The 25767-nt window shown below is 66.4% G+C and carries 17 protein-coding genes and 1 pseudogene; 17 read left to right on the plus strand and 1 reads right to left on the minus strand.

What is annotated here, in order from left to right:
* Nucleotides 1-174 precede the first annotated feature (174 nt).
* From G3I41_RS16855 to G3I41_RS16865, 3 genes are all read left to right on the plus strand, one after another.
* The gene (locus G3I41_RS16855) at nt 175-453 is read left to right on the plus strand and encodes a hypothetical protein (protein WP_164401038.1); all 279 of its coding nucleotides are present in this window, start codon (nt 175-177) and stop codon (nt 451-453) included.
* Entirely contained in the window at nt 450-848 is a 399-nt protein-coding gene (locus G3I41_RS16860; protein WP_164401039.1) for a PIN domain-containing protein, read from the plus strand. Before G3I41_RS16855 ends, G3I41_RS16860 begins: the two co-directional genes overlap by 4 nt.
* 391 nt (nt 849-1239) lie before the next feature.
* Entirely contained in the window at nt 1240-3375 is a 2136-nt protein-coding gene (locus G3I41_RS16865; protein ID WP_164401040.1) for an AIPR family protein, read from the plus strand.
* Nucleotides 3376-3485: 110 nt separating this feature from the next.
* On the opposite strand, the gene G3I41_RS16870 is transcribed toward G3I41_RS16865, so the two are convergent.
* Nucleotides 3486-4325: a hypothetical protein gene (locus G3I41_RS16870; protein WP_164401041.1), complete on the minus strand. Its 840-nt coding sequence runs from the start codon at nt 4323-4325 to the stop codon at nt 3486-3488.
* Between the two features lie 132 nt (nt 4326-4457).
* Here G3I41_RS16870 and G3I41_RS16875 point away from each other — a divergent pair, with 132 nt between their 5' ends.
* The 14 genes and pseudogenes from G3I41_RS16875 to G3I41_RS16940 all read left to right on the plus strand — a co-directional run bounded on the left by G3I41_RS16875 (nt 4458) and on the right by G3I41_RS16940 (nt 25720).
* Nucleotides 4458-6536, plus strand: a complete 2079-nt coding sequence (locus tag G3I41_RS16875; protein ID WP_164401042.1) for an N-6 DNA methylase — start codon at nt 4458-4460, stop codon at nt 6534-6536.
* 120 nt (nt 6537-6656) lie between these two features.
* On the plus strand, nt 6657-8660 hold the full coding sequence (locus G3I41_RS16880; protein ID WP_164401094.1) for a class I SAM-dependent DNA methyltransferase: 2004 nt from the start codon (nt 6657-6659) through the stop codon (nt 8658-8660).
* A complete protein-coding gene (locus G3I41_RS16885; RefSeq protein ID WP_164401043.1) occupies nt 8657-9955 on the plus strand; it encodes a restriction endonuclease subunit S in 1299 nt (432 codons plus the stop codon). The genes G3I41_RS16880 and G3I41_RS16885 overlap by 4 nt, the downstream gene beginning before the upstream one ends.
* The gene (locus G3I41_RS16890) at nt 9952-13161 is read left to right on the plus strand and encodes a DEAD/DEAH box helicase family protein (protein ID WP_343242146.1); all 3210 of its coding nucleotides are present in this window, start codon (nt 9952-9954) and stop codon (nt 13159-13161) included. The genes G3I41_RS16885 and G3I41_RS16890 overlap by 4 nt, the downstream gene beginning before the upstream one ends.
* Nucleotides 13162-13277: 116 nt before the next feature.
* Complete coding sequence (locus G3I41_RS16895; RefSeq protein ID WP_343242147.1) at nt 13278-14882, plus strand: serine/threonine-protein kinase; 1605 nt, start codon at nt 13278-13280, stop codon at nt 14880-14882.
* A 15-nt stretch (nt 14883-14897) separates the two neighbouring features.
* A complete protein-coding gene (locus tag G3I41_RS16900; protein WP_164401044.1) occupies nt 14898-17039 on the plus strand; it encodes a UvrD-helicase domain-containing protein in 2142 nt (713 codons plus the stop codon).
* Between the two features lie 665 nt (nt 17040-17704).
* Nucleotides 17705-18019: a hypothetical protein gene (locus G3I41_RS16905; RefSeq protein WP_164401045.1), complete on the plus strand. Its 315-nt coding sequence runs from the start codon at nt 17705-17707 to the stop codon at nt 18017-18019.
* Between the two features lie 781 nt (nt 18020-18800).
* A pseudogene (gene lgt / locus G3I41_RS16910) lies at nt 18801-19601 on the plus strand (prolipoprotein diacylglyceryl transferase); the annotation flags it as partial.
* 312 nt (nt 19602-19913) lie between these two features.
* Nucleotides 19914-20585 carry a 4'-phosphopantetheinyl transferase superfamily protein gene (locus G3I41_RS16915; RefSeq protein WP_164401047.1) on the plus strand — a complete coding sequence of 224 codons (672 nt, stop codon included), beginning with the start codon at nt 19914-19916 and terminating at the stop codon, nt 20583-20585.
* Nucleotides 20586-20794: 209 nt separating this feature from the next.
* Nucleotides 20795-20944, plus strand: a complete 150-nt coding sequence (locus G3I41_RS16920) for a hypothetical protein (protein ID WP_164401048.1) — start codon at nt 20795-20797, stop codon at nt 20942-20944.
* Between the two features lie 716 nt (nt 20945-21660).
* Complete coding sequence (locus G3I41_RS16925) at nt 21661-21846, plus strand: hypothetical protein (RefSeq protein ID WP_164401049.1); 186 nt, start codon at nt 21661-21663, stop codon at nt 21844-21846.
* Nucleotides 21847-22199: 353 nt separating this feature from the next.
* The gene (locus tag G3I41_RS16930) at nt 22200-23354 is read left to right on the plus strand and encodes a hypothetical protein (protein WP_164401050.1); all 1155 of its coding nucleotides are present in this window, start codon (nt 22200-22202) and stop codon (nt 23352-23354) included.
* Nucleotides 23351-24082: a DUF6182 family protein gene (locus G3I41_RS16935; RefSeq protein WP_164401051.1), complete on the plus strand. Its 732-nt coding sequence runs from the start codon at nt 23351-23353 to the stop codon at nt 24080-24082. Before G3I41_RS16930 ends, G3I41_RS16935 begins: the two co-directional genes overlap by 4 nt.
* Nucleotides 24083-25720 carry a GH3 auxin-responsive promoter family protein gene (locus G3I41_RS16940; protein ID WP_164401052.1) on the plus strand — a complete coding sequence of 546 codons (1638 nt, stop codon included), beginning with the start codon at nt 24083-24085 and terminating at the stop codon, nt 25718-25720.
* Nucleotides 25721-25767: the final 47 nt, after the last annotated feature.

Raw genomic sequence — 25767 nt, forward strand, 5'->3', positions numbered from 1 at the left:
CCCTTGGCTAGCAGCATCAGAGCATTCCGCAGACTGTTGACGCTCAAATGACGCACGTTCTGAAGCCGCATATCGTCGGTCCGGCCGCGTCCACGGACGCGGCCGGACCGACGCTTTTGGGTGTGGATCCGCAACCGGGTAGCGCTATGCTATTTTGAATGCCAAACTCGCCTCATGGTTGACGATGCTGACTTCCTCCCCGGAGACGGCCCCAGTAGCGGTATCTCTGTGTCCCTAACCGCCGGCACCCTGCAGGCCATCCGCGAACGGGTGGGCAGGCGCGGCGTATCCGCATATCTGGAGCGGGCCGCGCAGCGCCAGATCGAGCGCGACAACCTGGACGAGCTGATTGCAGAGTTTGACATGGTCCACGGCCCGGCCGATCCGGAGGCCGTGGCAGCCAAACGAGCCAAGCTCACCGGGTCTCAGCCCGGGGCCGAGGCTGCCGCGTGAGTGGTGCCCTGATCCTGGGCAGCGAGGGCTTGGCGAAGGCCGTTCAGCGAGACCGGGACGTCCATGAGTGGCTGACGGCAGCCCGCGAGGCGGACCTCCCAGTGATCACCTCGGCCGCCGTCCTCGTCGAGGTGATCCACCCGAGGATCAACGACGCTGCCCTGAAGTGGACCCTGTCCCGCCTGCGCGTGGAGCCGGTCACCCAAGCGATTGCCCAGTCTGCAGCGGATCTCCTTCGGGCTGCTGGAGTCCATGGCCACAAGTACGCCATCGACGCCATGCTGTGCGCGACGGCCTTGGCCCATCCGGGCCGGGTAACGACTCTGACCTCCGACGTGGAAGACATCGAGATGCTTACTGCGAAGCATCCGCGAGTGGTGGCCGAGAAGGTGTGACTCGACCGGCACACCCCCGGACGCTTTGGCCGATGTCGGACGCGTGGCACGCGCCTACCTGTGCATTTTCACTCTGAAAGAGATGGTCTCCGGACGTCAGCTGCTCGGTTTTGATTTCCGGTGACCTAGGCCGCCGAGTGGGCCGGCACCAGTGTGGCCACTCCCGGCCACCTACGCACGCTGCATCTCCAGCCGGACCAAGGTCTTGGAACGCCGCATCGAGGCAGACCATGACATCTCGGGCCTGTATGCCGCGGGATGCAGCTCCCCATGAAGCGCTCTTCTGGAAACCGATCTGATTCCGGTCTGCCGACCTGGGCTCTCGTAGCATGTGTAAGGTTCTAGCGCAGGACCGCGACTGGGGGCAGGGATGGTCAAGGGCGGGCAGGCAATGCCGCTGGAAGTCAGGCATGTGCGTGATGCGTTGAAGCGCGAGTTCGAGTCGTTGATCTCGCTCGCCGACTACGAGAAACGTCAGCCTTCGGAACGTGAGAATGCCTTCAACTCACGTGCGTTGTCCGCCAGGGCGGCTCGCATGCTCACGGACTGCACGTCAGAGGAAGCCGCCGAGTCGGTGATCGACGGTCGGGATGACTTCGGCATCGACGCTCTGGCATTCTCTGCCTCCGCCCCCGAACTGTGGCTTATTCAGGCCAAATGGAGCGACAAGGGCAAAGCCGGCTTCGACACCAGCGCCGCACACAAGCTGGTGCACGGTCTGAAGAAGCTCGACAACCGGGACTTCGATCAGTTCAACGAGCGCTTCCGACGCCTGGCCGACCGGGTTCGGTCGGTGCTCGATGTGCCGACCTGCAAGGTGGTTCTCGTCATCGCCGTCATGGGTGACGGACAGCTGTCCGCTGAGACCGAGGCCATACTCGACGAAGCTGCCCAGGAGTTCGGCGGCTACGCGCGCTCCATCGAGCATCGGGTGCTGAGCCAGACCGACTTCCATCGCGCCGTTCGCGAGGACCTGACCCCGGAGCCGATTACCCTCACCGCCACTATGACTCAGGGCTGGCACTCCAGGGAGACCCCCTACCAGGCGTACTCGGGTCTGGTGGCGGCGGATGAACTCGCTCAGTGGTACGCCAGCAACGGCGAGAGGCTGTACGACCGCAACGTCCGGAGATCGCTGGGTCTGACCGGCGTCAATCAGGCGCTTGTCGATAGTCTTCTCCGGGATCCGCAGGGCTTCTGGTACCGCCATAACGGCATCACCGTGCAGTGCGACAAGATCGAACCGCATTTCTTCGCGAAGCAGAAACCGAGCGAACCCGTCAAGCTCGTCCTTGAGAACGCGAGTGTCGTCAATGGCGCACAGACCGTCACGTCGGCGCACAGGGCGTTCCAGCAGGACGAGGAGGCGGTGGGCGAAGCATACGTCACCGTGCGGATCATCTCTGTGCAGGGAACTCCGGAAGGGTTCGCCGACGAGATCACCGAGGCAACGAACACGCAGAACCACATGGAGCGCAGCGACTTCATCGCGATCAAGCCGGTGCAGAGTCTGATCCGCGAGGACTTCCGGCTCTCGCTGGACAAGGAGTACGTGTTCAAGCGCGGAGAGATCGAACCGTCACCGGCGTTCGGATGTTCCGTGCGAGAGGCCGCCACGGCCCTTGCGTGCGCCCACCCGGACCCGGCGCTGGCGGTACGGGTCAGGGGCTCTGCAGATGCGCTTTGGGAGGACGGCCCCGGGGGGATCTACACCCGGCTTTTCGGCCGGCGGCCCAGCGCCTATCAGATCTGGCGCAGCGTTCTGCTCATGCGGCGTGTGCGGGAGTCCTTGCACGAGGTGCGGTCCACGCTGACCGGGCGACCAGGCTCGATCGCCGACAGCAGTGCACTCCTGGTGGCGCACATCGTCGCCCAGCGTGTGGGGTCGGAGGGAATCGACGAACCCGACTCGGAGTGGGAGTCGGCTCTGGAAGGCGTACCGGCGCAGGTCGGCGCGGCACTTGCCCAGCTCATCCCGCTCGTGGATCACCTCTTCGGGGCCGGGAGTTACATCACCAGCACCTTCGCCAGCGAGGAGCGCTCGCGGAAATTGGTCGCCGCTGTTCTGCAGGCACTCGCCAACGGTACAGACGCCGGGGACCTCGCCGCTTACCAGCAACGGGCCGAATCCAAGCCGCCCAGGCGACCCAACACCGTGACCCTGCTCATCGACCACGACCGCATTCCGGACGGTACTCGCCTGATGTATCACCCCAGTGCCACGGAGGAGCAGGCCATCGGTGACTGGCTGAACGCCGACCCACGCCGGGCGTACGCGACATGGGTCAACGACCGGAGGAAGCCGCTGCTCTGGGAGGCCGACGGTAGGCGGTACTCGCCGAGCGGCCTGGTCACCCACATCTGGCAGCAGGCCGAGTGGCGTGAGGCGTGGAGCGCGGTTCAGGGGCCAAAGCAGTGGGGCGTGCTGGGCGAGGACGGAACGCTCGTCGATCTCGCCGAGCAACTCTGGCAGCGGCTACTGACGGAGTCCTTGCCGGAGGAGGAACAGCTCGGACTGCTTGGGTAAGGGAGACCTCGGGTATCGGAGGCGTGACGGTGTGCGTCAGCGGTCCAGCGTGGCCGAACAGATGAATGCACCTGCCCTGAATCTGCTTCGGTGCCAGGGCGCCGCGTTTGTCAGGCCCCCTCCGCGAACCGTGGCGGCGCGGTGTGCCGCGAGATGCGCGGCATCGTCTCGCCCGGTGAGCGCCGGAGCAGCTTCATGTCGCGGCCCTCGACCCAAGCGTTCCAGGACTTGAGGTAGTAGAGCAGGTGCTCGCGCGAGTCGTCGCGCCTTCGGTGCGTCTTGCCGGCCGCAAGGTTGAGCAGCGTGTTGCGCAAGGTGAGCCGCGGGTCACCGATGTGGAGCCCGGCACCAGTCACCAGCGCCTCCTGCCAGGGGCGTTGATCGAGCTCTGGGCGGGCGTTGGCGGTTGCATACCAGCCGACCGCGGCGGCCGTCACGGTGATCCGGAATGCCTTGTTCATCGGGATCGCCGCGCGGACAGCGTCCCGCATGCCGGAGTGCCGGTCGAGCACGGCGAGCAGCAGGTCGTTGCTGACGGCGGCGCTCTGTCCACTCCACGCGGAGTCCGGGGCGGTCAGGTAGAGGTGTAGTCCGCGCAGCGCGGCGGCGAGGTGCGTGCTGTGCTCCTCGCCTGCGAGCGCCAGCGCATCGCGCCCGCTGCGTTTGCGGCCGGTGTCCATCACGGTGAACGCGGACTCTGCCACCCCGCGCGTCACCACGCACTGCACGGGCACGCCCGCCTTCGCGACCGCGGCGAGTCGGTGCTGGCCGTCGATCAGGGTGCCGTGCTCGTCGAAGGCGATGCCCTGATGGGTGAGCTGCCACTCTCCGCGCTCGATCTGCTGGGTGAGCTGCTGGACGAACGCCTTGCTCAGCGGGCGGTTCCTGGTGTTGAGCTGCAACCAGTCGCAGGCCAGCTCGGGCGTGATCACTTCCACGTTGCTCCGCATGACTTCCCCTCCGTCGCCACCCACGGCAGCTGTCGTCGATACGACAATGACAGTGCGTGAAAGCATTGTCAAACGGCACTTCGCCGTGGTGTATTGTTCCTGCGTGTTCCATGAAGAGGAAGGGGCCTGCTGGTGGCCGCACCGACCACGGTGAGTACCTCCGACATCGCCCGTATTGCGGATGTCGGCCGCGCGACCGTGACCAACTGGCGGCGCCGCCACCCCGACTTCCCCGCTCCCATCGGTGGCACGGAGGCGCGCCCCACCTTCAGCCTGGAGGACGTGGAGGAGTGGCTGGCCGAGCACGGCCGTCTCCCGCAGTTCACCGAGGCGCAGCAGCTGTGGCGTGAGCTGCTGAGGGAGGCCGAGGGGCCGGGGCTCACCGAGGCGATGGCGCGGGCCGCCCTCTTCCTCGTTTTTCTGGAGCGCGAAGGTCAGTCGTCACCGGAGACGCACTACGTTCCCTTTGCCGAAGGGGCAGACCTGTATGACGGACTCGGCGACAGCGTCGGCGGCGACATCGGTCCGGCACTTCAGGACATGCCGGAACCCCTCTCAGTACTGCGTTCCACATCGCTGATGCGCGAGCTTGCGGCTGCGGCGGCACGACAGGCACCGGACGAGGTCCTGTCAGACCTGCTCGACCGCTACGCGGGCGAGTCGCGGGGGCGTGGGTCGGGGACCCCGGAGGCGGTGGCCGGTTTCATGGCCACGCTGGCCAGAGCAGCGTCGCCCGACGACGCCCTGACGACTGTACTCGACCCGGCGTGCGGGACGGGGGTCTTGCTGGAGGCGGCCCGTGTCCGGGGGGCTACGCAGCTCGACGGCCAGGACAGGGATCTGCACCTGGCCCAATTGGCCGCCGCCCGACTCTCACTCGGGCTGGGCGGCACGGGGTACTGCTCCGTCGACGCCGAGGACGCGCTTGCCCAGTCCCGCCATACGGGCGGGGAGTTCGACGCAGTCGTGTGCCACCCGCCGTACAACGATCGCGACTGGGGCGCAGACGAGTTGGCGTACGACTCGCGCTGGGAGTACGGCCTGCCCTCCCGGTCCGAGTCCGAGCTGGCCTGGGTGCAGCACTGTCTGTCCCGGGTACGGCCGGGCGGGGCGGTGGTCATGCTGCTGCCGCCGTCCGTCGCGTCCCGGGGGACGGGGCGGCGGATCCGGGCCGAGCTCGTACGGCGTGGCGCGCTGCGTGCCGTACTCGCACTGCCCGCCGGGGCCGCCCCGCCGGCGCATATCGGGTTGCATCTGTGGGTACTGCGACGACCGGGTGGTGACTCAGACGCCGGCGCCGGGCACGTGCTGTTCATGAACTGCCGGTCGTTGCCGGACGTCAAGGGCCGGGGCGGGCGGCCTATGGTCACCTACCGGGAACTGCTCACTACCCCGGAGAAGTGCCCGGCCATGCCGGGTGTGTACCGCGCTGTCCCGGTCACGGACCTGCTCGACGACACGGTTGACCTCACCCCGGCGCCACGGCTCGCGAGCCCGTCCGAACGGCCGCAAGTGGACGAGCTCCGTCGCACCCTGAGCGGTCGCCGCAACAGCCTTGGTTCTGTGCTGTTGGAGGCGTCGACGCTCGCCCCGAGAGAGGAGTGGGGAGTCTCTCGTACGGGCGCACCGTGGACGCTGGTCCCGCTTGCCGATCTGATCCGCACGGGTGCGCTGGCCCTGCTGAGGCCCAAGGCGGCGGGCAGCGGGGATTCGAACGGCGACCATCCCGTGCTCACCGCAGCGGACGTGAACGAGAGGCGCTCGCCTTCCGGGCGCGGGGCGGTAGCAGACGAGGACGCGGTACGCATCCAGACCGGGGACGTGATCATTCCTGGGACCCTGCTGTCCGCGGGCAAGACCGTCGCGCGGGTCGTGGACGAAGCCGACGCCGGGGCACTGCTCGGCCGGAACCTGCATCTGCTGCGTCCGGACACGGCTCGGCTGGATCCGTGGTTCCTCGCCGGCTTTCTCGCGGATCCGGCCAATGTGCAACGGGCGAGCCAGGGGACGTCGATCGTCCGGGTGGACGCGCGCAGGCTGCAGGTCCCGCTGCTGCCGCTTGAGGAGCAGCGATCGTACGGGTCGGCATTCCTGCGGTTGCACACCTTCACGACTGTGTTGCACAGGGCGATGCTCCAAGGTGAGCAGACAGCCGCGCAGTTGCGGGCCGCGCTCACGGCAGGCGCTTTCCAACCGCCGCCACCGGCTTGATTGCATGCGGGCCAACCCGCACACACGACACACTGACCGCACGTACCGCACTGACGTAAACGCCGCTCTCGCGGCCCGGAAGGACAACCGGTGGATCAGGACCACAGCAGGCACTCGGAGATGATCAACTTCATCTGGAAGGTTGCCGACTTGCTGCGCGGGGACTTTCGGGCGCATGACTACGGGAAGATCATTCTGCCGTTCACCGTGCTGCGGCGACTGGACTGTGTACTGGAGCCGACGAAGAGCGATGTGCTCAAGGAGGTCGTGGAGCTTGAGGCGCGAGGGCGTCAGCTGGCATTCCGGGAGGTGAAGCTCCGCGAGGTCGCCGGGCACCGCTTCTACAACACGAGTGAGCTCACGTTCAAGCTCATCGCCAAAGACCCCTCTCAGGCGATGACGCTGCTGAAGCAGTACTACGGTGCCTTCTCCGAGAACGCCCGGGAGATCCTGGACAGGTATAACTTCGAGCAGCACATCTCCGACCTTCAGGATAAAGGGCTGCTATATCAGGTTGTCGGGGCATTTGCCAAGATTGATTTGCGGCTGCCGAAGGGGCCGGATGACAAGGACGGCATCGACAACCATCAGATGGGCTACATCTTCGAAGAGCTCATCCGTAAGTTCTCCGAAGACAACCCGGCTGGTGAGCACTTCACCCCGCGTGAGGTCGTCCGGCTGATGGTGAACCTGCTGCTGGCCCCGGATGAAGAGGCGCTGGGAGGGGGAAAGACCAGGAGGGTCCTTGACCCAGCCTGCGGGACGGGCGGCATTCTCAGCGAGACCCAGGAGCACATTAAGCGCCAGGCGCCGCACGTTACGGTCGCGCTCTTCGGCCAGGAACTCAACCCCGAGTCGCATGCCATCTGCCAGTCCGACCTCCTCATCAAGGATCAGGAACCCGAGAACATCAAGTATGGGAACTCCTTTACGCAGGACGGCCACCGGGGGGAGAAGTTCGACTACCTGGTAGCCAACCCGCCGTTTGGCGTGGAGTGGAAGAAAGTGAAGAGGGAGGTCGAGCAGGACGCGAGAACCGGGGGCCGGTTCCACGCGGGGCTGCCAAGGATCAGTGACGGTTCCTTCCTCTTCCTTCAGCACATGATCTCGAAGATGAAGCCCGTGGTTCCCGACGGAAAGGGCGGGTTCGAGGGCGGAAGTCGTATCGCGATCGTCTTCAACGGATCGCCGCTGTTCAGTGGAGGGGCGGGTTCTGGTGAGTCCGACATCCGACGGTGGATCCTAGAGGAAGAGGACCTGCTGGAGGCCATTGTTGCCCTGCCGGACCAGCTCTTCTACAACACCGGGATCTCCACGTACTTCTGGATCCTCTCGAACCGGAAGCCCTCGAGCCTCAAAGGCAAGGTCATCCTGCTGGATGCACGCGACCAGTGGACGAAGATGCGGAAGTCGCTGGGCGACAAGCGCAAGGTCATCTCCGATGCGCAGATCGCAGCGGTGACAGACGTGTATAAGGAGGCGGTGGCTACGGCCGCCGACCCTGAGCAGTCGTTGCCGGACAACGTGAAGATCTTCGACACGAAGGAGTTCGGCTACCAACGGATCACCGTGGAGCGGCCGCTGAAGCTCCGCTTCGAGGTGACGGAGGAGACGCTGGCCGCACTCCGAGCTTCGGCGGCCATCGACAAGGCAGTGGATGCGGGGGCGTTCGCGGATGCCCTGAAGTCGCTCGTGGGCGAGCAATGGGCGACGAAGGCCGAGGCGTGGGACGTGATCTGTCAGTGCCTTGTGCCGGCGGGCCTGCTGATGCCGACGGGCAAGCCGTTCCAGAAGGCGCTGCGGGATGTTGTGGGGGTGCGCGACCCCGAGGGTGAGAAGCAGTACCTCAAGAAGGGCGACCCGCACCCGGAGCCGGATCCTGAGTTGCGGGACAACGAGAACGTGCCGCTGGAGGAGGACATCGAGGCGTTCACGAAGCGCGAGGTGTTGCCTCACGTGCCGGACGCGTGGGTGGACCACTCGAAGACGAAGATCGGATACGAGATCCCGTTTACGCGGCAGTTCTATGTGTATGCGCCGCCTAGGCCGTTGGAGGAGATTGACGAGGAGTTGGCGTCGCTGGAGGCCGAGATTCAGCGACTCCTTGGGCAGGTGACGAAGTGACTGAGGTACTTGGAACTGTCCTGCCGGAGGGCTGGGCTGCTTCCCGCCTGAAGCGCGTCACGTCCCTGCTGAACCGGGGGTCTGCTCCGGTCTACGTCGACGAAGGCCCGGTACGCGCCATTAGTCAGGCCGCTAATCAGCCTGGAGGGTTGGACTGGGCTCGGACCCGATTTCACGATTTCTCGGGTGATCCTCGCGGACTGAAGGGCTACTTGTTGCCCGGGGACGTCCTGATCAACTCAACCGGGACTGGCACCCTGGGGCGAATTGGCTACTTTCAAGGCCATCCGGATGGGGCGCCCTGCATGGCGGACACCCATGTGACTGTGGCTCGGGTCATTCCCGCCAAAATGGACTCCCGATTTCTCTACTACTGGCTTGCTTCCATTCCATTTCAGGAATATATTTATGCGGCGCTGGTGGTGGGGGCGACGAATCAGATCGAGTTGAATCGAGATCGCCTTGGAGACGCCCCGATCCCACTTCCATCGCTGTCGCGGCAGAGGGTAATCGCGGACTTCCTTGATATTGAATCGGATCGATCTTCGATTCTGTTGGATAAACTTCGCCAGTTCGCGCGCGATGTTGATGAACGTGAGGCATCATTGCTTGGGCGCGTGTTGAATTCTGATGTCACGGAGGTTGGTGACGCGCTGCCGGATGGTTGGGGGTGGGTCCCTCTCATGCATCTAACCGATCAGATGCGTCCCATTATGTACGGGATCGTCCTGCCTGGGCCTAATGTCGACGACGGAGTTCCGATCGTCAAGGGGGGCGACGTCGCGGGGAATCGTCTTAATCTGACTAGTCTGAACAGGACGACACGGAAGATTGAATCCGCGTATGCGCGATCTCGGCTTCAAGGGGATGATCTCGTGATTGCGATTCGTGGAAGTGTTGGGGAGGTTGCCGTCGTTCCACAGGAACTCGCTGGATCAAATCTCACTCAGGATGCCGCGCGGATTACAATTCGGGGAGACGTTGATCACGATTGGCTTAGGTTGGCTCTCGGGTCTCCTGTGGTGACTGGGCAGATCCAGTCGAGGGTAACCGGTGCGACTATCAAGGGCATCAACATCTGGGATTTGAAACGCGTCATGGTTCCATGTCCGCCGCGATCGGATCAGAAGCGTCTGGCGGCCAAGATTCAGGATGAAATTGCTGTGCACCGGGCACTGCGTGAGAAGACGGAACGGCATGCGATCGTGCTCGCTGAACGCCGCCGAGCCCTCATCACCGCCGCAGTAACCGGTCAAATCGACGTAACCACCGCACGGGGGGTGCGAGTTCCGTGAGTCCGACCAATCCATTCGCCAACGCCAGCCCGAGAGGACCTCAGCACAAGGTTCACCATGAAGAGGCCTTCCGTGTCGCCATTATCGAGCGCATCCTCGCCCACGGCTGGAAGCAGGGCCTGAACTCCGAATACCGCCGCGACCTCGCCCTCGACACCGCGCAACTCTTCACCTTCATCGGGGCCACCCAGAACAAGGCGTGGCTGAACTACGCCGGCTACTACAACAACGACCCCGACGCCGCCCAGCGTGCCTTCGCCGACCACCTCGCCAAGTGGATCGACAAGCGCGGCACCCTCCAGACCCTCCGCAAGGGCGTCAAGGCGCACGGCATCCACTTCGACCTCGCCTACTTCAAGCCGTCGCAGACGATCGACCCCGGTGCCCTCGCCTCGTACGGCAAGAACCGGCTCACGGTCGTCAGCGATCTCGTCTACGCCACCCGCCGCGCGAACGGAGTGACCGGCCCCGACGAGGGCAACAAGCCCGACCTCACCCTCTTCGTCAACGGCATCCCCGTCGCCACGGCCGAGTTGAAGAACCCCCTCACCGGTACCGGTACCGCCGAGGCGATGCACCAGTACCGGACGACCCGGGATCACCGGGAGCCGCTGTTCGCCAAGCGCGCCCTCGTGCACTTCGCCGTCGACCCCGACGCCGTGTTCCTCACCACCAAGCTGCGGGGGAAAGACACCGTCTTCCTCCCCTTCAACACAGGCTCCGACGGCCCCGGAAGCCGCGGTGGTGCCGGTAACCCGGCGATCGCCGACGACGCACCCGCCGGCACGTACCGGACTTCGTACCTCTGGGAGCTGATCTGGCACCCGGACACCTGGCTGGACCTGATCGAGCGGTACATCCACCAGAGCACGGAGAAGAAGGACGACGGCAGCACCGTCAAGAAGCTGATCTTCCCGCGTTTCCACCAGTGGCATGCCGTGAGGGAGTTGACCGCGCATGCTGCCAGGCATGGGGTGGGACACAACTACCTTGTCATGCACTCCGCCGGGTCCGGCAAGTCGAACACCATTGCCTGGCTCGCCCACCGGCTCTCCGATCTGCACGACGCCCGCCACGAGGCGGTCTTCGACAAGGTGCTGGTGATTACGGACCGTACTGTCCTCGACGACCAGCTGCAGGAAACCATTGGGGACTTCCAGCAGACCAACGGCCTTGTCCTCGGTATCGGAGGCAAAGGCGGCTCCAAGTCGTCCCAGCTGGCGGAGGCGCTCGCACAGGAGACGGCGAAGATCCTCATCGTCACCCTCCAGACCTTCCCCGCGCTACTTGCCTATCTTCGCAAGGCGCCCGTCGAGATAAGCGGCAGCCGCTTCGCGATCATCGTGGACGAAGCGCACTCCTCCCAGTCGGGTGAAGCCGCCACCGACGTCAAGAAGGCACTGCGGGATCTCGGCCTCGACGCCGACGACGAAGAGACTGGGGCGGCGGAGGCGGAAGCCGAAGCGGCGGAGCCCACCACCGATGACCGGCTTGCCGCATCCGCCCGCGCCCGTGGCCAGAGTGCGAACCTCTCCTACTTCGCGTTCACTGCCACGCCCAAGCACAAGACGCTGAAACTCTTCGGCGTCCTCAACCCGCTGACGGGCAAGTACCAGCCCTTCCACACGTATTCCATGCGTCAGGCGATCGAGGAGGGATTCATCCTCGACCCGCTGTGCCAGTACGTGACGTACGAGACGTACTGGCAGATGGTCAACAAAGACCCGCGGCAAGCGGAGCGTGAGGTCGACAAGAAGAAGGCCAATGCGCTGCTAGCCCTGACAGCGCATGGTCACACCGAGACGGCCGTGCAGCGGGCCAGGGTGATCGCCGAGCACTTCATGAGCCACACCCGCAGGCGGCTCGGAGGCCGGGCTAAGGCCATGGTGGTGTGCCGGTCGCGGTATGGCGCACTTCAGTTGTACCGGCAGATCGTCCAGTATTTCGATGACAGCGGTTACCCGGACCCCGGGGTCCTCGTGGCCTTCTCCGGTTCGCTCAAGGAAGACGAGGAGGAGGTCACCGAGGCAAAGATCAACGGCTTCCCGGAGGGCGAACTGCGTAAGCGGTTCGCGTATACCGCGGCCGATGACAAGAAGGGAACGCCCGCTGGGCGGCAGCGCGAATATCGCATCCTGGTTGTCGCGGACAAGTACCAGACGGGATTCGACCAGCCGCTGCTGACCACGATGTATGTGGACAAAAAGCTGAAGGGCGTCGCCGCCGTACAGACGCTCTCTCGCCTCAACCGCACGCATCCGCTCAAGGACCAGCAGGACCTGTGTGTCCTGGACTTCGCGAACAACGCCTACGACATCCAAGGAGAGTTCCGGCCGTTCTTCGAAGAGGCCCAGACCCTTCCCACCGACCCCAACCTCGTCTACGACGCGCAGCATCAGGTGATGGACCCGCCGATCCTGGTCGTCGACGAGATGCAGAACTTCGCGGCCGAGTACCTCAGGGCGCAGGACACGGCGGCCGGTGATGACACTCGCTGGGAGAAGTTGCACGCGGAGCTCTTGCGTCACACGGATCCCGCCCGTGACAGGTTTATCGCGCTCAAGGACAGCGAGGAGCCGGCCCAGCGCGAGAGCGCCGAGCAGTTCCGGGCAGACCTTGCCGACTATGTGCGCAAGTACAGCTTCCTCGCGCAGATTGTGCCGTACATCGATATCGACCTGGAGCGGCTGCACCTCTTCAGCCAGCATTTGCTGCGCAGATTGCCGCCTCGCGCGGGTGGCGCAGTCGACCTAGGGGAGACCCAGCTCGCGGCCGTACGGCTGGAGAAGGTAGGGACGGTCAATGTGAGCCTCACTCCGGAGGGCGCGGCCGAGCTCAAGGGCTTCGGCAGCGGCGCCGGCGGCACGGCGGAGCCCGACAAGTCTCCGCTGGCCGTGGTGATCGACCGGTTCAACGAGAGGTTCGGGACCGACTTCACCGAGGAAGACTTCATCGTGCCGCTACGGGCGGTGATGGCCGACGAAAAGGTGCGGCGGTCCGCCGCGCAGGACGATGAGGACGGTTTCAAGCATGTCATCGACCCGGTCTTGGACGCCGAGATGATGCGGCACATCGATTCAGTACGCGAACTGGGGGACCACTACTTCCATAACGATCGCGAGCACCGAGAGTCGATCAAGCGCGACCTGCGACGGCATGCCTTCCGCATGTTGCGCCGCGAGCTGGGAATGGACGACGCGGCCTGAAACCGCCGTAGGTGACGCGGACCGTTCATGGCAACTCCCGTTATCCGTGGACGGTCTGCGGCTGTACACGCCACACTGGGCACACATGATCACGGAGTAGGGGGAGGACGGCGCAGGTGGCGCAAGACGTACGGGTCATCGCCGAACGCTATGAGCTGCGGACCAGGATCAGCTCCGGTGGGATGGGGCAAGTCTGGCTCGGCTACGACCCGGTCTTGAACCGTGATGTGGCGATCAAGCTCATTCGCCGGGATCTGACCATTCCGGGGCCGGACGCGGAGGAACTGGCGGAGCGTTTCAAGCGGGAGGCCCGGGTCACGGCCAAGTTCGACCATCCCGGGGTGCCCGCGGTCCATGACGCGGTGCTCGATCGCGCAGCGGACGGCGTGTACATGGTGATGCAGTTGGTGCGCGGTTCACTGCTTACCGACATCCTCACCCAGCCCGGAACTCTGCCGGTCGTCTGGGCGGTATCCGTTGCCGCGCAAGTCTGCTCGGTGCTCTCGTACGCGCACGCCGTGCCAGTCGTGCACAGAGACCTGAAGCCGGACAATATCATGGTCGCCGCTGACGGCACCGTGAAGGTCCTCGACTTCGGGGTCGCGGCGGTGCTCGGTACCGACGTCACCAAGCTGACCTCCACCGGTCACATCATCGGCACACGCCGCTACATGTCGCCCGAGCAGATTCAGGCGGCCGCGGTCAGTCCGCGCAGCGACCTCTACGCGCTGGGCTGCATCCTCCATGAGCTGCTCGCCGGTAAGCCGCCGTTTACGGCCGAGGCGGAGTTCCAGTTGATGGAGGATCACATGTACCGGGCGCCGACGCCGCTGTGCGAGTTGCGCTCCGAGGTGGACCCGGCACTGGAGCAGCTCGTTCTCGACCTGTTGGCAAAAGTGCCTCACCGGCGACCCGACTCCGCTCAGGATGTCTACGACCGCCTGGTGCCCTTCCTCCCCGCGCCTTCCCCCGAACGGACTACGGAGCAGCGGGCCGACGGAGCCGCCGACCCCACGGGCCCCTATCGCCGTCCGCTGGCACCCCGCCCCCGGCCGGCCGAGAAGGTTGTCTACACGCCGACCGCACTGGATTCACTACTGCGACCCGCCGCCCCCGCCGTGCCCGATGAGGAACTGCAACAAGCCCGCGGGCATGCGGCGGCACTCGTCGAGGAAGAGCGGTTCTCCCAGGCGTCCGGGATGCTGGAAGACGTCCTTGCCCGCGCCGCCGCGGTCCGCAGCACCTCCGAACCGCTGATGGTCAGTCTCCGTCTGGTCCATGCGCTCGCGCTGTTCTTTGACGACGACTACGGGAGGGCGCTGCCGGAGTACGAGGCCCTTGTCGAGGTCCTGGAGGCCGCAGGCCCTGGACGAGGCGAGGACGCCCTGTACTGCCGCAGGCAGGCCGCCTTCTGCCGGATGGAGCTCGGTGACAGTGAGGGTGCGCTGGCCGAATTCGAGGGCGTACTGGAACAAATGAAGCGGGGCTTGCCGGACAGCGACCCGGATGTCCTTGAGGTACGCCGGCACGTCGGCCTGTTGCTTCAGGCAGTCGATCGGCTGCGGGAGGCGGTCGAGGTGCTGATGCCACTCTACCGGGACCTGATGACCGAGTACGGCGCGGAAGCACCGGAGACCGTCCAGGTGAGGGATGCGCTCGTGCGTATCCGGCTGCGCACCTCGCGGACCACCGGCACTGGCCGAGCCACGCGCAGGAACTGATCAAGGGAGCTTCTTTTGGCGCAACTGGCACTCTCGGTCCGATTCCTGGACGAGTTCGGGAAACTCGACTCCAAGGCGCGGTCCGGGGCCGTGAAAACGGCTCTGAAGTTCCATCAGCTGACGCTCAAACAGCTCTGGTCGGATGCCGGTCTTGACTTCAAACAGCCCAAGGGGGCTAGGAATAAGCACATTTACACATGCCGAATCGACAAGTTCTACCGTGGGGTCGTACTCGCGCCCGACAGCGGTGAGGACTTCCTGCTGCTCCGCGTCATGGCGCACGACGACGCCTATGCCTGGGCCGCCAAGCAGGTGCCGAGCGTCAACGCGGTGACTCACGGACTGGAGATCCGTGATGTCGTCACGGTCGAACAGTTGGTGCCGGTATGGGAGGCAGAGGCAGCAAGCGCCGATGCAGAACCTCTCTTCGCCCGTCACACGGACGGAGATCTTCGCGGTCTCGGTATCGAGGACGACGTGCTGCGCGCTGCACGTTCTCTGACCTCCAAGGAGCAGCTCCGTGCCTTCGCTCCCTTGATGCCGGAGGATCAGTGGCAGGTGCTGCAATTCCTCGCCGAGGGGCTGAGCGTGCAGACCGTATGGGGCGAATTCGTCGCCTTGCGGGCTCCGAGCGGCGGGCTGCCGGTGAACCGGACGGACCTAGCTGGGGCAATCCGTAGCACCCCGGCCCGAATCGCCCTGGTGAGTGGACCACTCGAACTGTCCGACATCCTTGACAAGCCGTTCGCCGCATGGCGGATCTTCCTGCACCCGTCCCAGCGGCACATGGCCTACCGGCCGAGTTACTCGGGGCCTGCACAGGTGACCGGCGGACCGGGCACGGGGAAGACGGTAGTGGCGCTCCATCGGGTGAAGCACCTGCTGGGGCATCTGCGGGACGGCGAACGCATCCTGCTCACCACGTACACGGGGGCACTCACTTCGGCGTTGCGTGAGGCTCTGGGCCAGCTGATCGATGACGAGGAGCTGCGCGACCGGGTAGAGGTGTCGACGGTCAACGCCCTGGCACGGGAGATAGTCGAATCGCGTGACGGCGAGCAGCGCGAATACCTTGACGGAGCCCAGGAATCGGCTCTCTGGGAAGACATCAGCGCGCAGCTCGGCCTGTCATGGAGCGGCCAGTTCCTGGCCCAGGAGTACAAGCACGTCATCCTCGCGCAGGGCCTGCGCTCGCTTGACGCCTACCGAGAGGCGTCCAGGGGCGGCCGAGGCTCCAGACTTCCCGCCGCTCGACGGCACGAGGTCTGGAAGGCAGTAGAGGCGTTCCGGTTCGCGCTCGACAAGCGCTTCGCGCGTACGCATCTGGGTGTGTGTGACGAGGCGGCGCTGCGTGTTGCGGAGACCGGTGTGCTCTACCGACATGTCGTCGTCGACGAGGCGCAGGATCTGCACCCCGCCCAGTGGAGGCTGCTGCGCGCTGTGGTGCCCGCTCGCCCTGACGATCTGTTCATCGCGGGTGACCCACATCAGCGCATCTACGACACCAAGGTGTCCCTGAAGTCGCTGGGGATCCCTGTGACCGGCCGCTCCGCGCGCATGCGCAAGAACTACCGCAGTACGCAGGAGATCCTCACCTGGGCGATGGCGCTTCTGGACGGCCGGCCTGTCGAACAACTGGAGGACGGTGGTGTGGACACGCTGGCCGGCGTCCAATCCTCACTTCGCGGCACACGCCCGACTATCTGCGCGGCGGCTGACACGGACAGTGAATTGGCCGAACTGGTGCTGCGTATCAGGGAGTGGGTCGACAGCGGGGTTGAGCTGTCCGACATCGCGGTGGCCGCCCGTTTCAACAAGATCGTGCACAGAGTCATAAGACGGCTGCAGGACGCGGGGATCCCCGCGGTACGGCTACGAAAGGAGGGGAGGACCGACTCTGAGGGCGTCCGGGTGGGGACGATGCATTCCCTCAAAGGATTGGAGTTCCGCTGTGTGGCGGCCGTTGGGGTCCGTGAAGGGGTGCTCCCGTACCCGGGGGCCATTACTCCAATGGAACTCGACCCCATTCAGCACCACACCGATCTGACGGCCGAGCGCTGCCTGCTCTTCGTCGCCTGCACACGTGCACGGGACCGACTGCATGTGTCGTGGAGTGGCACGGCGAGCCGCTTCCTTACTGAGGCCGGAGTGGCGTAGGAGATTCGCCTGAGCCCCACCGGCAACGCGATCCGGGGCAGGCAGCTGGGCCGTGCGTCCAAGTGCACGTTCCCTGCGGCAGGCAGAGCAGGGTCAGACTGCGCCCTCTGGGCGGAACACTGGCAGACCTAGTGCGAGGCTTTGCTGCTCGCGAGGCGTGAGACGTGTCGAGGTCTGCAGCAGCCGGGCTTATGCCAGGACATCGTGACGCACGTTTGACGCATGGACTCCCACGAGGAGCCTTGCATGACGAGCAATATTACCTCTGACCTGGGTCTTTGTCGGCCGGCCCTCATTGGTACATCTTTCCGATGACGCATCATGTGGAGTGCGTGGCGATTTTGAAGCCTGTCGCCAAGGGCGCCTGACCTGCAGGTTCAGCGGGTCTGCGTCATGTGCGGTGCGGGCGTGAGGGTGATATCTCGACGCTGCAATGGCGCTCTCCGATCCGTCTGGACGCTCGTTCCGATGTTCAAGCTGCTGGATTGAGGTACCGTCCGAGCAGGGATTTCGTTTCGAGCGGGGCGGTCGCCGCATCCCCAACCTGCTTATTTCGGTGCGGGATTCGTCGTCGGTGCACTCGCTGACGCCGTTGGTGCGCCAGCCGTCCGAATGGCCGCCTCGCCAGGCGGATATTCGCAGGGCGTGATCGGCGGCTCGGCGCGGTGACAGTGGTCATCGCCCATTTCTCGATTTCCTGGGTCAGGAGTCCGGTCATTTCGTTGGGTATCCCGAAGGTCACTGCCCAAATAGGGCTGCACGCGGGGAAAATCCAGCGGATGGCGATGATGGCGGTGCATCTGTTTCCCGGCAGGGCGTCGTTTTCCGACAAGATCCGGATGCGGCCGGGTGGGGCGGAAAAGGTTGAACTCGGAGAAACGGCACCCGCTGACCCAGGGATCAACGGGTCGAACAGCGGCAAGATGCAGCATTTATGCAGTCTTGACCTACCTTCCTCCATGAGTGGTTCGGTTGGCTGAATCTCACCCCTTGTGGTGGGCAAACCCTTGCCCGGCGCAGGGGGCAGCATGGCAGTGTCGTCCGGTATCAAGGTCGGTATCTGCCGCAGCGGCAGAGGGAGTTCGCACCCCATCGGGCCATCCCCATCGGGGGCGCGATGTCCCTGCCCGCAAGGGCGAACCGGCAGGCGTCATCGGCCCGCACGGGGGACGGGGCAGGCCCGTAACGGGCAGTTCCCGGTCGCGTGCTTCATGGCTCCGGGGCCGTGTGGTCGCGAGACAGCTATGAACCCCACCGTCATACTTTCCGCCTTTTCAAACAGCTGCACATCAGGCGCCACCACCATGACGAACGGTAAAGGGGCCCCGGATACCTGATGCCGAAAGGCAGGATCGACGTTGTTCATGCAGGGTGTGTTCATCCTGGATCGAGGTTCCCGACGAGTTTGTGTCGGGGCCAGGTCGACGTAGTGGTCGGTGGTGCTTCGGGCTACCTGGTCGACCGTGAGTTCCGGCCGCCACCCCCCTCCAGGGGGAAGTCATCGGCTGCATCCGGATCCGAACTGGCTCGTTTTCGACGTCGCTGACGTCGCCGACACCGCGGTGGTTCGCGAGGTGCGCCGGCGATCTGGCCCGGCTTCCGCGGCATCGACCTGGACGGCTCGATCGAGACGAAAAGGCCGAGGAGTGAGAATTCCGGGAGCGGAAAGCCTGAGAGTGATATGTTGAGCTCGATGACGGAAAGGTGCGGGGAAAGGGGACGCCTTGACCCGGCATGCCCGGGAGGCTACTCTCCAGCGCCATGAGGTTATCTTTTCTGCCTAGCCCTTCCGCTGGTGAGATTCATATCGGACCTTTTCCGCTCCGAGGCTACGCGCTTTGCATTATCGCTGGAATTTTTGTCGGCATCTGGCTGAGCAACAAGCGATGGCAGGCGCGCGGAGGACAGCCGGGCACCGTTGCCGACATCGCCATCTGGGCAGTCCCCTTCGGGCTCGTCGGCGGGCGTCTTTACCACGTGGTCACCGCCTATGAGCAGTACTTCGGCGAAGGCAAGAACTGGGTCGACGCCTTCAAGATCTGGCACGGCGGCCTCGGTATCTGGGGCGCCATCGCGCTCGGCGCGGTGGGCGCCTGGATCGGCTGCCGCCGGCACGGCGTCTCTCTGCTGGCGTACGCGGACACACTTGCCCCGGGAATCGCTGTCGCGCAGGCGATCGGCCGGTGGGGGAACTGGTTCAACCAGGAACTGTACGGCAGGGCCACCGATGTGCCGTGGGCGCTGCGGATCGACAACGGCATCGACGACGGCACGTTTCACCCCACGTTCCTCTACGAGTCGCTGTGGTGCGGTGGTGTCGCCCTTCTGGTGATCTTCGTGGACCGCAAGTTCAAGCTCGGCCACGGGCGCGCGTTCGCGTGGTACGTGGCCGCGTACTGTGCCGGGCGGGTCTGGATCGAGGCCTTGCGGGTCGACGAGGCGCACCACGTTCTGGGGCTGCGACTCAATGTGTGGACGGCGATCGTGGTGTTCCTGCTGGCGGTGCTGTACCTGGTGGTGTCGGCCCGGGTCCGCCCGGGGCGCGAGGAGACGGTGGAACCGCGGGCGGCCGATGTGGTCGAGGGGAAGCGCGCCGACGACGCCGATGCGTTGGCCTAGGTGTATTTATCACGGGCGTTGTTGGCATCGGCCGGGCTCCCGCCCGCCGACTGCGCCACCGCGCTCGTCCCACGGCCCTCCCACTGGACTTCCGCCGCTCCCCGCAGAGTTCAGCAGCACGTGGAAGCCCTCGCGCCCTGCCATCACTCGAAGCGTGGCGTACCGACCGAGTCGGAGGCTGAGGAACAGGCTGAAGTGCGGTGCGGAGTCGACGAGATCAGGATGGTCGACGGCGCAGGAGGCTACGATGCCGATGTGATCGAGAAGTTACTGCCCCCGTCGGTCGCCGCCGTCGAGTCCTTCATCGACCCCCCGACCGCCCAGCTGTTGGGCGCGGAAGTGGCGGCGGCAGAGGGGTTCGCGAGCGGGCGTCGCCAGGAGTTCGTCACCGCCCGGTGGTGCGCACGCCGGGCCCTGGCCGAGCTCGGCATTCCTCCGACGCCGATTCTCCGCGGCGAGCGCGGTGAGCCCCGCTGGCCCGACGGAATCGTCGGCAGTCTGACGCACTGCGCGGGCTACCGGGCGGCCGTCGTCGGCCGGGCGGACGAGGTGCTCAGCATCGGGATCGATGCTGAGCCGCACCTTCCACTGCCGGCCAGGGTGGTGAGCACCATCGCGCTGCCCTCCGAGGTGGAGCGGCTGGCCGGTCTCCGGGCGGAGTTCCCCGAAGTCTGTTGGGACCGGCTGCTGTTCACCATGAAGGAGTCGGTCTACAAGGCCTGGTTCCCGCTGGCCGGTAGCTGGCTGGGCTTCGACCAGGCCGACATCACGATCGAAAGCGGCAACACCTTCCACGCGAAGCTGCTGGTCCCCGCGCCGGAGGTGCCGGGAGGCGAGTTCACCGGCAGCTGGCTGGTCGCCGAGGGTCTGATCGTCGCCACGATAGTGAAGCCCCGGGTCCGTACGCCTGCCCATGCCGTCCGGTGAGTGACGGGACGCCGGGGTCTCCGCGACCCCGGCGCGCCCACCTTCCGTTCACGACTTATGCGCCCGGATTGGCGAAAGGCGACCTGTGCCGTCGTCGCGGCCTCCTCGGCCAGTCCACGGATGAGATCGATGAGCCGGTCGGCGTGGGAAGTTGTCGCGTAACTGACGCGTTGTCACCGCTGGTAGCTCTCGGGGCTGCAGTTCGGTGAGTGATCGACACCGCCCACCCCGGCAGCGTCCGGCCGACCGACTGGGAGCGGATGATCGCGTCGGCCGGTGCGACGGGCTCCGCGGTGACGTGGACGGTGGTCTCAGTGGTGCCGAGCAGGCGCACCAGCAGGCACCGGCGCGGCGGGTGACGTGTGGACCATGGCGCGGGCAGCACCACGTCCAGCGGCTCGCCGCGGAAGGGCACCAGCCGCCGCGCCGCCCCGTTGGGTGCCGCCGACTGCCTCCCGTCCTCGTCGAGTTGTGGAAACCCGGGGGAGTCCGGGGCGCAGGGAACGGTCGGTGGCGGGTCCGGGCCGGGCCCGGCCCAGGGAGAGGGGGACTGCCGTCTGCTCAGCCGTCACCCCGTCGGCAGTGGTCGTACCCGCCTGGTTCGTGCGGCAGTTGCCAGGACGGACGGCCCCGGTGTCGTCCTCGTCCACCGTGAGGACACAGCCGGATGCCTCGCCGGGCGGCGTACGGTTGCGAAGGAGGGGCGCCTCGACCGAGACCTGGCGTGAACGGGTGTACCGCCGCATGGCGACCGGCGGACGCGACCATGCCGGGTCTCTTGCCGTACCACTGCATGCCTCCCGGAGGCGCCCGGCTTTGGCTGGCCATGATCATACAGGGCAACCCGCCGTATTTCCAGGCCAGTTCGAGTCGGTGCGAGGGGGACGGGATCAAATCTCCACCGGATCCCCGGTAACCCTTGCCTGGATCGCCGCGGCCAAGCAGGGTGGGTGGCTAAGGGCTGTCCTCGACCGACGGCCCATGCCTTGCGGTGCCGTTTCCCGGTGGCCCGAGAAAATGTCCGCATGCCGCCCCTTTCCGGGCCGTGCGACGACAGAACACTGCAGAGGGGGACATGTCCCAGCACGCGCACGAGCCGCACAGCGGTGAATCCCCGGTGGAAACCGCGCGCCACTACTACCGCCTGGTGGGCGAAGGTGATATGTCGGAAACGCCGCAACTGTTCGACGCCGCCGCACATCACCACCGGCCCGGCTACGAGAACTCGCGGGCATGCGGAGTTGATGCGCTTCTGTCGTGAGGAGCGCGTCGCCGGGAGCGGGCGGCACGCGTTTCCCGGGTCATTTGCGACGGAAAAGGCATAGCGGTCCGCGGTGTCTTCGAAGGAGTCCTGCGCGAAGGCGCGCAGAACTCGTTGCGGTTCGCCGGCCATTCCGAACGGTGCCGGCGGGGTTCACCCGCGCCCGCGAGACATTCTTCTTCACGCCGTTGGTCCTGCCCCGGCGTCCCGGCGGCTCCGTTCGAAACTCCGTTGACACGTTCGACCGGCGCGGTGCAGGGTGGGCGCCTGCGGGCATTTTTTGCAATGCGTTTCTCTATGTGAGAACAATTCGCATATCGGCATGGGGGAAAGGCTTTTTCGTGGTGCGTTCCGTGTTCACCGAAGTCGCCGAAGTCACCGAATTAGTGGTGGCGCCGGTGACGATCACCCCGACCAAGCCACTCACCCCCACCCATGTGAAAGGCCTGCTCTGGACCGATCTGCTCGTCAAGGCGAGCTCCCGGCTCACCGGCGTCCAACTGGTCTGGAACAACCGCATGGCGACGGTCACCACCCAGTCGACGGCCTTCTGGCGGTATCTCGACCTGACCGAACCGGACACCGACTGGAGCGCGGAATCGGAGGCGGGGATCGGCGCGCGCTACCTCCGCTTCCACGCGGAGCACCGGGCGGCCGACCCGCGGGCGCTCGCCGCCTATCTGGCCCGCGCCGACCAGGACGGGTGGATCCACCCCTCGGGCCTGCGCATGCTGGAACTGTGGCGAGCCGAGCTGGACCTGCTGGGCGTCGGTGACCTGGGCCTCGGCGTGGACCGCCCGCTGGCCACCACGGCACAGGCGATGACTCGGGCGCTGGCCGACCGAGGCATGCTCATCGACCACCGGCGCTTCGGCGGCCCCGTCTACCTCGACGGCCCCCGCTGGGGCATGCCGCTGCGACAGCTGGTCAGCAGCGCCGGGCACGCCAACTACCTGCTGCCCATTCTGCGCGAGCTCGTTCCGATGATCCGCGAGGGCCGGCGCTTCCTGCTCGTCCACGACGAGGAACTCACCTCCGACTACCTGCTGCTGGACCGCGTGCTGACCGAGTTCGGAGCCGCCGTGACCCGGGTGGGCCTCAGCCGGGTACCCGTCAACGGGACGGTCCGCTCCAGCCGTTACGGCGGCTGGAGCGGGGTGACGCTCTCCGAGCTCTCCGCCACCCCCGGCACCACCGATCACGCCGCGTACCGGCTCGGCATGCGGCTGTACTTCGCGGGGGCGCTCCACCGGCGCTCCGGCCAGCCGTTCCGAATGCAGCTGCTGCGCCGGTGCGTGGGCCGAGCCGCCAGGATGCTGGACGAGTCGCGCGTGGACGCGGACTGGGGGGACCCGGACAAGGGAGACCCGGGCGGCCGGCACCTGACGGCAGCCCTGGCGCGGCTGAGGACCCGGCAGGGCTATGTCGACCCCTACCGGCTGACCGCAGCCATGCAGGGGAAGCGCGCCGCCCTGTCGGCCGCCGCACTCCGGACGATCTACACATGAGCGCGACCCGCCAACGGGAGCGGACGCCGGACGGTGAACTGCTCGCCGCCGCCGCACAGCTGCGCGTGGACGCGGTGCGCGACGGGCTGGGTGAAGGACCGGTCCGCTGGGGGCTCGGGGTCGCGGTGGTGGTGGCCGACCTCGATGTGGAGACGTTCATCGCCGGGGCCGCCGGCTTCGCCCTGACACTGCCGGACGACGCCCGCGAGGGCTGGTACCGGTCGTTCACCAGAACGGTGTTCCTCGCGGGCCACCCCGCCACGGTGGCCGCCCTGCACCCGTACCGGCAGGCCACCGACGACGCCCGGTGCGCCTGGTACGGGCCGGCCCGCCGCAGCGCCCTGCAACCCCTCTCCCGGTTGCTGCGCGCCTTCCACGGGCCGGTGCCGGTGGAGGTGGCGGACGGGCCGCTGACGGTGCGCCTGCCGGGAACACCGTCGGGACGCGTCGTGGACATGGTGGTGGCGGTCGGCGGTGTCAGCACCGGCGAGTACCTGGTCCACGTACACCACCTCATCGCGGAGGCGGCCCTGCGCGGCCTGCTGCGACCCGGCGACGCGCTCAGGGTCGAGCACCGGCAGACCCTGGACGCCGCCGAGTTCCGCGACGACCTCGCTCCCGCCCGTGCCGACCACGTCCAGACGCGGATCGTCCCCAGCCGCACGGAGCCCGAACACCTCCGGCTGTACGGCTTGTTGACCCCGAACCGACTCGAAGGAACCAACTGAATGCAGCGCGAACGAATCCTCGCGGAACACCGTCGGCTGCTGGCGAGCCTGGACCGTCCGGAGGAGGTGCAGAGCGAACTCCTCGGCACGATCCTGGACCAGAACGCGGACACCGCCTTCGGCCGCGAACACGGTCTCGGCGCCGTCCGCACCCTCGCCGACCTGCGCAAGGCAGTGCCGATCCGCACCCACGAGGCCCTGATGCCCTGGATCGGGCGGACCATGGACGGCGAACCGAAGGTGCTGACCGACGACGCCCCGGTCGCCTACTTCTCGTCGAGCGGCAGCACCGGCCGGGAGAAGCACATCCCCGTCACCCGCGCCTATATGCAGCAGACGTTCCTGCCCTTCTACCACGCCGCCTTCGCCCCGCTGCTGCACACCCTGCCGCAGGCGCTGGCCGGATCGGACGGGGTGCTGAACCTGTGGCAGGACCCCTCCGCGCCGGTCGCCAGGGCCCGCAACGGACAGCCGCACCTCGGCACCAGCCAGCTCGACTACCGCCAGTTCGGCGAGGACTCCGCGGTCGGCCCCGGCAACGCGGCCCCGTGGAGCCGCATACCCGACGAACTGGCCGACGCCGGACCCTGGGACCGCAGCTACTACAAGCTGCGCCTCGCCGCCGAACAGGACATCAGGACCGTGATCGGCGTCAACCCGGCGATCATCAGCGGCCTGCCCTACCAACTGGCGCAGCTCTGGCCCAGGCTCGTTGAGGACATCAGGGCCGGCACCCTGGACGGACAGCCGCACACCACCCCCAACCCGGCGCGCGCCGACGAGATCGAGCGGTACGCCAGGACCTTCGGCACCGTCCTCCCCTACCATCTGTGGCCGCGCCTGTCCGCCATCCTGGTGTGGAACAGCGCGCTCGCCTCGCTCTACCTTCCCCGGGTACGGGAGACCTACGGGCCGGGCGTCCAACTGTTCGCCGCCCCCATCGCCTCTTGCGAAGGACCGGCCGGAGTGCCGGTCGACCGCCACCCCAGCGGCGCGCCCCTGTACCTACCGGGGTGCGTGTACGAATTCGTACCGGCGGACGGGCCGATCAGTGCCGACAGCGACACCCTGCTGCCCACCGAACTCGAACAGGACCAGGACTACCACCTGGTGTTCACCCACGTCGGCGGCATGTACCGGTGCGCCGTCACGGACGTCGTCCGGGTGGTCGGCCGGGTCGGCCGCACACCCAGGATCGAGTACACCGGACGCAACGTGGTGCGGTCCGCCGCCGGAGAGACCCTCACCGAGGCCGCCGCCCTGCGGGCGCTGCGCGCCGCCTGCGAGGACACCGGTGCGGAGATCCGCAACGCGACGTACCACCTGGACGCCGCTTCGAACGGGGCCGCCGGGCGCTATCGCGTCGCCGTCGCCTTCGCGGGCCCACCGGTCCCCGCCCTGGCCGCGGCCCTCGACTCCCGCCTGTCGGAACACTGCGCCGGGTACCTGGCGGGCCGCCGGGACGGGGCCATCGCCCCCGCCGAGGTGGTCACGGTCCATCCGGACGCCTTCCACCGCGAGTGGGAACGGACCATACGGGCCGGGCAGCGCCCGCCCCGGGTCAAGGACCGGGTCTTCCTGCCCGCCGAGGACGCCTGGCAGCGGATCGTCTCCGCGCGGCCCGACGACTCCGGCTGACCACCCCCATGCGAGCGACCGGACGAAGAAGGAAGAGAAGAGGAAGC

The organism is Streptomyces sp. SID9727, from assembly GCF_010550605.1.
Classification (GTDB): domain Bacteria; phylum Actinomycetota; class Actinomycetes; order Streptomycetales; family Streptomycetaceae; genus Streptomyces.